Origin of the sequence: Sinorhizobium fredii USDA 257 (assembly GCF_000265205.3) — a bacterium.
GTDB lineage: Bacteria > Pseudomonadota > Alphaproteobacteria > Rhizobiales > Rhizobiaceae > Sinorhizobium > Sinorhizobium fredii_B.
On sequence record NC_018000.1, the window covers coordinates 2039728 to 2051910 of the forward strand.

Here is a 12183-nt window from a genome sequence, read left to right on the forward strand (position 1 = left end):
CTGGCCACCGCCTTGCGGCTGGCCGCCCACGGGCGCGACGTAACGGTTCTCGACCCGAACGAGCCCGGGTCCGGCGCGTCTTACGGCAATGCCGGCACGATAGCCAATTACGCGCTTATTCCGGTCGGGTCGCCCACGGTACTGAAAAGTCTGCCGCAGTTGCTGTTCGGCCGCGACAGTCCTCTCTCGATAACGCGCTCGGCGTTGATCCCCCTCATGCCCTGGCTGTTGCGTTTCGCCTATCAGTCGCTGCCCGGCAACGCGGCTCGCAATGCCGGCGTCATCGCCGCGCTGCTCGAGCAGTCGCTCTCAGGCTGGATCGAACTCGCCTCGGAGGCCAAAGCCGATGACCTTCTGAGCCAGAACGGCTGTCTCTATGTCTACGACACGGCAAAAGCCGCTTCCGGAGCCGCCGCTGACATCGCCTTGCGCAAGAAAGTCGGTATCGCGCAGGAGATCGTTTCGCCCGACGACGTGGCAAGGTTGGAACCGGCACTGCCTGCCTGCGACGGTGGCGGGTTTTCCCAGACGCCGTAAACCTCACGGATCCAGGCGCCATGATGCGCCGGCTAACAATAGCGGCCGATGTCGCTGGCGTGACTTTCGTTCGAGCGAACGCAACCGGGATCGATCGCGGCGTCGAGGGCATTCGGGTCTCTTGTGCTGCCAAGAGTTTCCTCGCCCGCCACGTCGTGATTGCCGCCGGCGCATACTCCAAACGCTTTGCAGCGCAAGCGGGCGACCACATCCCGCTCGACACGGAGCGGGGATATCACGTCGAATACGACATGCAGACCCCACCTGTTTCGCGGCCGGTCTGTCCGGTTTCGCGCGGGTTTTATCTTGTGCCTATGACCGGCAGGCTCCGCGTCGGAGGCACGGTCGAACTCGGCGGCCTCGAAGCACCCATCAATCCGAGACGCATTGCGCTGCTCGACCGCGGTGCGAAGGCGCTGTTTCCGCATCTCGGCCCGGCTGACCGCCAATGGCTCGGTTTCCGATCATCCCTGCCGGATTCGATACCGGTGATCGGGCCATCCCGTCACGGCAACGAATCGTCTATGCTTTCGGCCACGGACATAGGCCTAACCATGGCACCGGTAACGGCGCGCCTTGTGCAGCGGACGCTGGCCGGACGAGAGTCCCCTGAACCGGTCGCTGGCGCGTCACCCAGGTCGCGGGCAGATGTATCGCAAACCAGAGCCTCCCGGCAGCGCCCGCGCGAGAGCAAGCCGCCCAGTTCTGCCTTTCGCCTGATTGGCCAGGAGAGACGCGAATATCCCGTCGATACATCTATGCGATCTTCTGAGCAATCGACCGGCACCCATGGACCGCTGTGGACATAGTCTGTGCTGCTGCGGGTGACGCGAAAGCGCCGCGCATCCGAAAGGACACACGGCGCCCCTGTTGCAAGCGAGACGTCAGATCTGTCTCACTGCGGAGTGAGGTCGAAGCCGAACCACTTTTCCGAAAGGCGCTTGATCGTGCCGTCCGCCTTGGCTGCGGTGATGGCATCGTCGAACATCGCCTTGAGCTCCGTGTCGCTCTTGCGCAGCCCGACCGAGCTGCCGGCGCCGAGGAAGCCGCCCTGGAAGCGCGGACCGACGATGGTCATGTCGGCATTCGCCGGCTTTTCGGCCGCGGTCTTCAGGTAGCCCATCGAGGCCATGACGAAATCGACGCGACCGGCGACGAGATCGAGGTCGTGCTGTTCGGTCGTCTTATATTCGCGCACCTCGACGACATCCTTCAGATATTCGTCGATGAAGCGCGCCGCGATAGAAGCGCTCTGGACCCCGATCGTCTTTCCTTCGATGAGCGGTTTCAGTTCCTCAGCCGCCTTGCGTGCGCCCGCCTCGTTGGAGGCCAGCGAGAAGAGTTCGCCCTTCATCGGCAGCGTTTCGAGGTCGCTGCCCTTGAGGGTCGCGAAAGCCTGGCCGGTGCTGCCGTAGGACATCGAGAAGTCGATGACTTCCTTGCGCTTTTCCGTCGCCGACATGCCCGCCATGATGGCGTCGAACTTGCCGGCGTTGAGCGCCGGAATCATGCCATCGAAGGCCTGCGGGATGATGGTGCATTCCACCTTCATGTGATCGCAGAGATATTTGCTGAGCTCGATCTCGTAGCCGTCCAGCGTGCCGTCCGCCTTGGTGAGGTTATAGGGCGGGAAGGCGCCTTCGGTGGCAATGGTGATCTTCGTCCACTTCTTTTCCTCGGCCTGCGCCGTCGTGGCGAGAAGCCCCGTGGCAACGGCGAGCGCCGCCATCATCGCGGTCGTTTTCTGCATTTCAGTATTCCCCTTTTTTGCTGTGGTGGTTGGTTGGCTTTTTCGGCAGATCAGGCCCCTAATTGCTGATGAACTGCCGGAAACGTTCGGATTTCGAGCTGGTGAAGACGTGCTCGGGCGCGCCCTCCTCCTCGATCGCGCCCTTGTGCAGGAAGACGACGCGGCTCGAGACGTCGCGGGCGAAAGCCATCTCGTGGGTGACGACGAGCATCGTCCTGCCCTCCTCGGCAAGCCCGCGCATGACGCGCAGCACCTCGCCGACGAGTTCCGGATCGAGCGCCGAGGTCGGCTCGTCGAAGAGCATCGCCTTCGGCCGCATCGCAAGTGCGCGAGCGATCGCCGCGCGCTGCTGCTGGCCGCCGGAAAGATGGGCGGGATAGTGGTTGCGCTTGTCGGCGATGCCGACCTTGGCAAGCAGCGCCTCGCCTTCCTCGATCGCTTCCTTGCGCGGCCGCTTCAGCACGTGGACGGGCGCCTCGATGACGTTCTCCAGTACCGTCTTGTGGGACCAGAGGTTGAAGCTCTGGAACACCATGCCGAGTTCGGAGCGGATGCGGTCGACCTGTTTCTGGTCGGCCGGCCGGCTCCTGCCGTCGCGGGTGGACTTCAGCCGGATTGTCTCGCCGGCCACCGCGATGGAGCCGGAATCCGGGACCTCCAGCAAGTTGATGCAGCGCAGCAGCGTCGATTTTCCGGAGCCGGACGAGCCGAGGATCGAGATCACCTCGCCCTCATGCGCGTCGATCGATATTCCCTTCAGCACCTCGATGGGGCCAAAGCTCTTGTGCAGGTCCCGGACGCTGATGGCGACCGGCGGCGCGGCTTTTGCGGTCATGTTCAATGGGTTTCTCCCTTCAGCCGGCCGGAGACGGGCAGCGGCTGGCGCTGATGCGGGCTCAACTGGTATTCAACGAAGGCGATGAGCCGGGTGAGCAGGAAATTGATGGCGAGAAAGATCGCGCCGGCGACGACGAAGACCTCGATCACCCGATAGGTTTCGGAAATGATCTTGGCGGCGACGCCGGTAATCTCCATGAGCGTGATGATCGAGGCGAGCGAGGTCGCCTTCACCATCGAAATCATCTCGTTGCCGTAGCCGGGCAGCGCCTGGCGGATGGCGAGCGGCATGACGATGCGGCGGAAGATCATCAAGCGCGGCATGCCGCAGGCGCGCGCCGCCTCGACCTGCCCGTGCGGCACCGAAAGCAGCCCGCCGCGAATGATCTCGCTCGCATAGGCTGCCGTGTTCAGCATCAGCGCGAGCACCGCGCACCAATAGGGCTCGCGCAGCACCGGCCAAAAGATGCTGTGACGCACGGCGGCGAATTGGCTGAGGCCGTAATAGATCAGGAAGATTTGGACGAGCAGCGGTGTTCCGCGAAAGACGAACACATAGGCGCGTGCGAACCAGTCCAGCACCAGGATGCCCGACACGCGCGCAAGCGCAAGAGCGAGAGCCAGAACCGAGCCGAGAGCGATTGCCGTCGCGGCGAGCTCGAGCGTCAGCGGCAGCGCCGCGAGCAGGCTAATGAGGGTTTCGGAGGCAAAGGCGAAATCCATCAACCCCTCCTGACGCCGCGCGAGAGCCAGCGTTCCGAGGCGTTGAGAAAGGTGCCCGAAACGGTGGAGATTGCGAGATAGATCATCGCGGCGATGAAATAGAAATCGAACGGCAGACTGGTCGACCCGGCGCCGATCTGCGCCTGGCGCAACAGCTCGACCACACCGGTGACCGAAACGAGTGCGGATTCCTTCAGCACCACCTGCCAGACATTGCCGAGCCCCGGCAGGGCGTGGCGCAGCGTCAGCGGCGCGGTGATGCGGCGGAATTTGAGCACCCGCCCCATGCCGCAGGCGGTCGCCGCCTCAAGTTCGCCCGGATGGACGGCGCGGAAGGCACCGCGGAAGACTTCGGTCTGCTGAGCGCCCGAGGTCACGCCGACGGCAAGCGCGCCGGCAGCGAAGCCCGGGAAGCTCACAAAGCCCTCCGCCCCGAAGAACTGCCCGACGGCCGTAACGACCGCGCTGCCGCCGAAATAGAAGAGGTAGATGACGAGCAGGTCGGGTATGCCGCGCAGGATGGTCGTATAGGCTTCGGCAATTAAACGGGGGACCGGGCCTCCGGATATCTTCGCCCAGGCGCCGAAAGTGCCGATGACGCTGCCGATCGCAAGACCTGCAAGCGCAATGAGGATCGTCATCCATGCGCCGGCGGCGAGCGCTTGGCCCCAGCCGTCTGGCCCGAAGCTGACGATGTCGAAGAGACCGGGGCTGTTCATGGGGAGGATGTTCCTCTTCCGGAGATCCCGGGGATTAGGCTGTTCATGACTGGCTATCCGCTGTGCGGGACCGGCGGGCTCTTAGGAGCGCTCGCCCGCCTCGTCTCTGTTAGAAGGAGGGGGTCAGGTCCAGCTTGCTCCATTTCTCGGAAAGCGATCGAATGACCCCGTCGGCTGCCGCCGACTTGATGGCGGCGTCAAACTTCTCCTTCAGCTCCGTCTCGCCCTTGCGCATGCCCATGGCGACCTCGGTCGCCAGCATCGCTCCCTTGATGAGCGGGCCGGTCATGGCGAGATCCTCATTGCCGGGCTTCGCGAGAATCGACGTTCCATAGACACCGCTGTCGAAACCCGCGTCGATCCGACCGGCCTTCAGATCGAGGTCGCGCTCGCCGGATGTCTTGTAGGTGCGCACTGTTACGGTGTCTCCGAAATAAGCCCGGATCAGCTGCTCCTGGCTCGTTGCCTGCACCACGCCGATCGCCTTGCCGTCCAGAGCCTCGCCGATCGTCTTCATGACCGGATCGGCCTTTTCCTTGTCGTTGAGATTGAGCCGTTCACCGGTCATCGGCAGTTCCGGCACGGGGCCGCCCTTGGTGATCAGGAACGTCGCAAAGCCGCTCGCATAGGGGACAGTGAAATCAACGACCTGCTTGCGCTTTTCATTGATCCCGAGCGTCATGACCAGATCGAACTTGCCCGCATTCAGGCTGGGAATGAGGCTCGTCCACTCGCCGGTAATGAGCTCGCATTCCACCTTGGCGCGTGTGCAGAGATCCATGATGAGATCGACGTCGAAACCCGTGAGCTCACCCTTGGAATCAAGCGCGTTCCACGGCGGGAAGGCACCTTCGATACCGACTCTGACGTGGGTCCAGTCCTTTGCCATAATGGCCGACGCACTGAGCGAAAGTCCGGCCACGAGAACGGCCGCAATAAATCTGCTTCGTTTCATCTTCTGTTCCCTTCGTTTTTTGCCGGCCTTCATTTTCTTGGCCGGTTTCTGATGATCGGGCGTGGCCTCAATGCGTCTCCGCGACGGCTGCCAGCGCAGCATGGGCTTCGCGCAGGGCATGGCTGATAAGGTTCCGGCTCTGCCTTGCGTGCACCCCGTAGAACGGCAGATCGGGTGAGCCGTGCGGCAGCCTCGCGAACTCGCGCAGCCCTTCGAGCGACGGCCAGGCCGGATGCGGCAGCGCGCTGTCGTGGCTGAAGCGATTTCCGCTCGTGTAGTTGAGCGGCACGAGCAGGCGCGAGGCGCGCATCAGGGCGCGGTTGATAGCTCGCGCGACCTCGCCCTGCGCCCCGCGCGCCATCCGGTTCACCGCCTGCGCTGCCCGCTCAAGCGCATCGAGATGCGCAAGCAGGCTGGCGATGTCCATCCGGGCACCGAGCCGCTTCTGAAGGTCGAGGAGTTCCTCCCTCATCGAGGTCGCATAGACGGCGTAGTCGAGCGGCAGCACGGGGGTCGTCAGCAGGCGCCACAGCACGCGAAGCACGATCGATGTGTCGCGCCGCAGATTGTCGAGGTCGATGTGGTCCGCCGTGTCGTGCGGCGTATGCCACCACCAGCCGAGCGAGGTCAGCATCTTGACCGGACCCGGCGGCTGGTGGCTGAGACTGCCGAACATCGACGGTATGCCGATCCCCCAGAACGACTGGTCCGCGGCGCGGCCGTGACGGCGGCCGGCATGCCGTTGACCGCTGACGGCTTCGACCGCTTCCGCAGCAACGGATTTTAGCTCGTCAATGACCGCCGAATTGGTGAGCACGCTCGCCCCCTCGCCGCCAGTGGAATCGACGTTCACATGCGCAACGCAGCGCCGCTCGAGCTCGTCCCAGTATTCGTCCGCATACCAGGCCGACCCGGAATAACGGCCATGCGAGTGGCCCGACCAGAAGCAAAGCCTCAAGCCGCGCTTCCACATGCTGCGCCGCTCGGCGAGCAGCCGTGCCGCCTCGAGCATGGTGGCATTGGCGCCGCCATTGTCCATCACACCGTAGTGCCAGGCATCGTGATGACCCGAAAACAACACGAAGGGCGTATCATCCCCTGCTTCTTCTTCCGCTGACAATTCGGCGACGAGGATAGGCGTCTTGCGCCAGCCAGTGTTCACCTCGGCTGAGAGCCAGACCCGCGCATTCTCTCCCGCCAGGCATTGCGCCCGCAGCCTTGCGCCGTCCTCACGCGCGATCGTGCAGACGACAGTGGTCGGAAGCATCGATCGCGTGTGCTGCGAGGGACTGCCCCACACCGGCGAAATGCACATTTCGTAGAGATGTTCGTTCGGGCTGACATGAAGCTGGCCGGCAGCGCCACGTGCGCTGGCAAGCGCCGCTACTTCCTCCGTGGCGATCCCGTCAACAAGGACGATCCGTCCCCTAACGTCGGCTTTTGCGAACGCCGCCTCGTCACCCAGGCCGACATAGACGAGCGGCGCGCTGACCCCGTCGGCGGACGTCGAAGCCGACATCGAATGCGTGATGCAGCGCAGGTTCTCGCCATTTGCCTCGACGCGCGCACTTCCCGGAAGGCTGATATAGGCGTCGTGCGTGAGAAGCTGCGTGCGATAACCGTAGGACGCCATCTCGCGCTCGAGATAACGGAAGCTCTCCAGTTCCTCCGGTGATCCCGAAAGCTTGATGCGCCGGCCGAACTCCTCGATATGGGCGGCCAAACAATCGGGGTTCGGCTGAAGGGTGAAGCTATCCATTGCGCTTCTCCGGCAGCGGCGGATCGACATCGTCCGGGATAGGGTTGATGAAGGGCGTGCCATCGAGCCGAGCGGCGTGGTCGGTCTTCGCGGCGGCGATGAGCTCCGGTTTGAGAATTAGATCCAGCGCGGTGCTGGCCATCACCTTTGCCGCATGTTCCATGCCCTTGTGGGCGGCCGGCAGCTTGCCCTGAGCCACCAGCTGCCAGGAGTGCCCTGGGGTTCCGATCGCGTAGGTGGCGCCGCGCATCTGGACGGTGGGCACGACCCAGCTCACCGTGCCGACATCGGTCGAGCCGACAAGCGTGCCATTGCCGCTCTCGGGCGGGAAGATCGTGTCGCAGAGCGCCACACCCTTGCGCAGCTTGAGTCCGAATCGTTCGAAGGAGGCGGCGATGTCGTCGGCGCTGAACGTCTCCTGGAATTTCGCCGCGGTTTCCCGATCGGCGTCGTCGAAGACGGGCGGGCCTAGCCGCTCGATCTGCGAGTGCATCAGTGCTTCGAGCGGCGCGTTGCCGATGAGATTGGCGTCGCCACTGACGATCTGGCTGCGCACGGTCGTTCCCGTCATCAGCGCCGCACCCTCGGCCACATTCTTGACACGCGCCAGGAGGTCCGCCAGTTCCGGCAGGCTGCGCGCCCTGATGAGATAACGCACTGTCGCGCGCGCCTGCACCACGTTCGGCGCATGGCCGCCCGTGTCAGTGACGGCATAGTGGATCCGCGCCGTCGAAGGAATGTGCTCGCGCAGGTAGTTTATGCCGACACTCATCAGCTCCACCGCATCGAGCGCGCTGCGGCCGAGATGCGGTGATGCGGAGGCATGCGAAGCCCGGCCGCTGAAGTGGAAGTTGATCTCGTTGCAGGCGAGCGAGATCGGATTGTTGACCCCCGCAAAGGGAGCCGGATGCCAGGAAATGGCAATATCCACATCGTCAAAGACACCGGCGCGTACCATGAAGCCCTTGGACGAACCGCCCTCTTCCGCCGGACAGCCGTAATAGCGTATTCGCCCCCTAATGCCGTTGGCTTCGAGATAATCCTTGACGGCGGTTGCCGCCATCATCGAACCTGCACCGAGCAGATTGTGCCCGCAGCCATGGCCGTTGCCACCGGCAACCAGCGGTCGCTCTTCGGCCACACCCGCATGCTGGCTGAGGCCGGGCAACGCATCGAACTCGCCGAGGATCGCGATCACCGGGCCACCTTCGCCCGCCTCCCCCATCACCGCCGTCGGCATACCGGCGATGCCGCGGGCGACCCGAAAGCCCTCCGCCTCCAGTACCAGCGCGTGTTCGGCCGAGGAGCGGTACTCCTCATAATTGGTCTCCGGCGTGTCCCACACGCGGTCGCTTAAGGAAAAGAAGGCCTCTCGCTTCCGTTCGACGAGCTCCCACACGGCATCCGAATTTTTCATCGTTTACTGGCTTTCACATCAATGATATCCAAAATTGGCGCCAATTTATGTGAATATTTTAGTGCACGCAAGAGCGCTATAGGTGTAAAATTCGGGTATCCGGACCAGATTTTTACACGGCCTTGCAGTGGCTGCATCTTGGATAGCGGTCAGGCGCAATGGCAGACTAAGGTACTTCTGAGGGGAGGCTGTATGAACAAAGTGAGACAGCGGGAAGCGAACAATGCGACGCCGGTCGATGTCACGGACCTGATTCTCAACGACATCCAGACCGGTGTGCTCGCGCCCGGTTCGTGGCTAAAGCAAATCGATCTGGAACAGCGCTACCAGTGCACCCGCCCCGAGGTGCGCCGCGCGCTCGACCGGCTTGCGCAACGCCGCCTCGTCGAGCATGTGCCGAACCGGGGCTATCACGTGTTCGAGCCCGATGGCCGGCAGGCGACCGAAGTCAGCGAAATTCGCATCCTGCTCGAAACGGGCGTGGCGGACAAAATCGCCGCGAACGCTTCGACGGCGGACGTCGATGCCCTGCGCGAACTAGCGGGTCGCTTCGACAAGCTCATCCTCGAAGGCACGCCGATCGAGCTCTATGAGGCCAACCTCGCTTTTCACTATCGGCTGCTTTCACTTTGCGGCAATAGCGAGCTTGTGAAGCTCGTGACCGAGATCCGCCAGCGCACCTCCTCTGCACCGGTGTCGCAATGGAAGACGCGGGCCCGCATCGAGCAGTCCTCCCGCGAGCATCATGAAATGGTCGATGCGATTGCCGCCGGCAATACCGCTGCTCTCAAGGACGCGATTTCACGCCATATCCGCCAAGGTTGATCGTAAACGATTCACCGCCTCGGCCGCTCACCGAAAGTTCTTCGGATCGTAACCGTCGCACGCTCAGAAAAGGCCCGCCGTAACCAAGTTCCAAGCGATACATTATGCGATCTTCTTAGCCCAGAACGTGAACATCCTCGCAACAAGTGTCATTTGCCATTTAATTAGGGTCTTCCTCAATTTGTGTGGTTCACTCGCTGTTAGACATGATGCCGCTATGAGCGGGCATGCGAACGAAAACGAAATGGTCGCCCGGCCCAGGGGTCAAAGTTCTGGGTGTCGCGCTCACTGTTGATGACAGCTGGGTTGTTTCCGCTGCCGGACCAGCGTTCGGCATTTGCCCCGATTGTGGAGGGCGGACCCAAAATCGGCGCGGCTGGACCAACAGAAGCCTTCAAGATCTGCCGGTCCAGGGCAAGACCGTAAGGGTGAAGCTTCGGTTGAGCCGCTTGCGGTGCGCGCATCAGAAATGTGAACGACAAACGTTCACCGAGCGACTGCCGATGATTGCTTCCCCTTATGCGCGCCGGACAAGGAGGGTCTCGGAGATTGTCGGTCTGCTCGGCCATAGCGCAGGCGGCCGTCCCGGCGAGCGCTTGATGCGACGGCTCGGCATGCCGGTCAGCGACGACACGATCCTGCGGCAGCTGAAGCGGGATGCCGCGCTCGTTTCCTGCGATGCCACGATCCGGGTCGTTGGCATAGATGATTGGAGCTGGCGGCGATCGTGGCGCTACGGCACGATGATCGTCGACCTGGAGCGCCGAGCGTGGCGAGTGCGGCGCGATGGCTGGAGCGGCACCCTTCTGTCGAGATCGTCAGCCGAGACCGATGCGGGCTGTACGCGCAAGCTGCTCGCGAGGGTGCGCCGCAAGCGCGTCAAGTCGCTGATCGGTTCCATCTCATGCAGAATCTGCGGGTCGCAATCGAGGAGCAGATGAGCCTTTCCGGCCGCGCCACGGGACGAGCATTGCTGCCGGATAAAAGTGTCGGAAGCGCGCAAATCGATCCGATTCAGGATGATCCGCACGTTGACGCAACGCACCGCCGCCGGGTGCGTCAGGCTCATCAACAATCACGGCAGGCGGTGTTCGATACTGTGCACGCTTTGAACAAGGAAGGTCTGTCTTATGCGGAGATCGCACGGCGCACCGGCTACGGCCGGCGCAGCATCGCGAAATGGCTGACTTTCGAGACGCCACCCGACCGACAGAAGGCGGCGTTGAAGCCGACATCGCCCCTATACTTCGAGGCGCATCTCGCCGCGTGCTGGAAAGATGGCAATCGCTGCGGACGGCATCTGCTCCACGATATCACATCGCGGCTACACGGGCAGTTTCTCGAATCTCGAGCGGCTTCTCGCAAGCTGGCGCCGCCCGGAGAGGTCGGCCAAGGACAGCGCGTCGCCCGCTACGATCAGATCGCATCAACCGGGCCGCGATGCTGTCCCGATACGCGATCCCGAGACCGGCCATGTGATCTCGCCGGTGGTCGCGGCTGCCCTTTGCATCAAGCCGCGAAGCATGCTGACGATCAGTCAGGCGAGAAAGGTCGATGCCTTGAAACAGGGCTCGCCTGAGTTCGCTTTGATGCGCAGCCTTGGCATGCGCTTCCGCGGAATCTTTCGCAGCCGCGATCCGGGCAAGCTCGACAGCTGGATTGACGATGCCGTTAACTCGGGTTTGGTCGCAATTGAGCGGTTCGCACGCGTCCTGCACCGCGATCTTGACGCCGTCTACAACGCCATCGAACTGCCCTGGGGCAACGGCCAGGCAGAAGGCCAGATCAACCGCCTGAAGACAATCAAACGCGCGATGTACGGCAGAGCTGGCCCGCAGCTCCTCAGAGCACGCATACTGCCGCTCAACAACACTCATCACCACACAAAGTGAGGAAGACCCCATTTACGTGCCAAGCGACACACGAGATTGATGGCAAAACGCCGGAAAATCTCGGTTTCGCCCTCCAGCGCGGCGCGAGCCGGCGGGAGCGTCGAGGGGTGAACCCCTCGCAGCCGGGCGGCCGGTCGATCCGGCCAGCAGGCTTATGGAACGTGGTGACAGGCCTCCGTCAGAACGGAGGCTCGGCGCTTACACGGCCGTCTTGCTCGGCCAAGATCACCTCGCGTTCGGCCTGGGCGAGTTCGAGTTCGGCCTCGATCTGGCGACGCTCGTCAGCGTCGACGGCGTTCCGCAGCTCGGCGCGCAGTTCTTCGATGTGCTGTTCGATGGTCATCGTCGTCATCTCCTGATGTTTGAGAAGGATGACGACCGCGGGAGTGGCGACAGGGCAGGGTCAAGGAGCGCGAAGCGACCGCACCGCGGCGGGTGGGGGAGCCGAAATGCGCCAGCATTTTGGGGGAACCGCTCGTCCTTGAGGCTGCCCTTTCACCACGGCAAAATGGCACCGTCTGAGCAGACCCTACCTCTCGTTTGGACCGAAAAGCCGGAAACCGGCTCGTTGCCAGTTTCCGGCTTCTGCGATGAGGGTTGGCCCGCTTGGCGAGCGGGGCCGGTAGCTCCTCGGTCCCGGTTCGGGCCGCGCCCTTAGCGGCCCCAATGGCTGTCGCAAAGACCGGGACAACCGGGCCCCATCTCACAAGGCCGGAACAGCCTTGGGGGCTGGGAGGAACTTTGTTGTTCCGCGAGGATGGCGGCCGGG

Annotated in this window: 9 protein-coding genes and 2 pseudogenes; 3 read left to right on the forward strand and 8 right to left on the reverse strand. The window is 63.1% G+C overall.

Features of this window, described 5'->3' with window-relative positions; genetic code table 11:
• Positions 1-12: 12 nt before the first annotated feature.
• Positions 13-1346: pseudogene (locus tag USDA257_RS09390) on the forward strand (NAD(P)/FAD-dependent oxidoreductase).
• 86 nt (positions 1347-1432) lie between these two features.
• Here the strand turns inward: USDA257_RS09390 and USDA257_RS09395 are convergent.
• From USDA257_RS09395 to USDA257_RS09425, 7 genes are all read right to left on the reverse strand, one after another.
• The gene (locus USDA257_RS09395) at positions 1433-2287 is read right to left on the reverse strand and encodes a transporter substrate-binding domain-containing protein (protein ID WP_014762690.1); all 855 of its coding nucleotides are present in this window, start codon (positions 2285-2287) and stop codon (positions 1433-1435) included.
• 58 nt (positions 2288-2345) lie between these two features.
• Positions 2346-3122 (reverse strand): ABC transporter ATP-binding protein, encoded by a 777-nt coding sequence (locus USDA257_RS09400; protein WP_041414041.1) that lies wholly within the window; start codon positions 3120-3122, stop codon positions 2346-2348.
• Positions 3123-3124: 2 nt separating this feature from the next.
• Complete coding sequence (locus tag USDA257_RS09405; RefSeq protein ID WP_014762692.1) at positions 3125-3847, reverse strand: ABC transporter permease; 723 nt, start codon at positions 3845-3847, stop codon at positions 3125-3127.
• On the reverse strand, positions 3847-4566 hold the full coding sequence (locus USDA257_RS09410; RefSeq protein ID WP_014762693.1) for an ABC transporter permease: 720 nt from the start codon (positions 4564-4566) through the stop codon (positions 3847-3849). Before USDA257_RS09410 ends, USDA257_RS09405 begins: the two co-directional genes overlap by 1 nt.
• A 109-nt stretch (positions 4567-4675) precedes the next feature.
• A complete protein-coding gene (locus tag USDA257_RS09415; RefSeq protein ID WP_014762694.1) occupies positions 4676-5521 on the reverse strand; it encodes a transporter substrate-binding domain-containing protein in 846 nt (281 codons plus the stop codon).
• Between the two features lie 67 nt (positions 5522-5588).
• Positions 5589-7280, reverse strand: a complete 1692-nt coding sequence (locus tag USDA257_RS09420) for a M28 family peptidase (RefSeq protein ID WP_014762695.1) — start codon at positions 7278-7280, stop codon at positions 5589-5591.
• Positions 7273-8697: a M20 family metallopeptidase gene (locus USDA257_RS09425; protein WP_014762696.1), complete on the reverse strand. Its 1425-nt coding sequence runs from the start codon at positions 8695-8697 to the stop codon at positions 7273-7275. Before USDA257_RS09425 ends, USDA257_RS09420 begins: the two co-directional genes overlap by 8 nt.
• Before the next feature lie 192 nt (positions 8698-8889).
• On the opposite strand from USDA257_RS09425, the gene USDA257_RS09430 reads away from it, so the two are divergent.
• Both USDA257_RS09430 and USDA257_RS09435 read left to right on the forward strand, forming a co-directional pair.
• Complete coding sequence (locus tag USDA257_RS09430; protein ID WP_014762697.1) at positions 8890-9522, forward strand: GntR family transcriptional regulator; 633 nt, start codon at positions 8890-8892, stop codon at positions 9520-9522.
• Between the two features lie 227 nt (positions 9523-9749).
• Positions 9750-11414: pseudogene (locus USDA257_RS09435) on the forward strand (ISL3 family transposase).
• Positions 11415-11592: 178 nt separating this feature from the next.
• Here USDA257_RS09435 and USDA257_RS37075 read toward each other — a convergent pair.
• On the reverse strand, positions 11593-11757 hold the full coding sequence (locus USDA257_RS37075; RefSeq protein WP_014762701.1) for a hypothetical protein: 165 nt from the start codon (positions 11755-11757) through the stop codon (positions 11593-11595).
• Between the last annotated feature and the right edge of the window lie 426 nt (positions 11758-12183).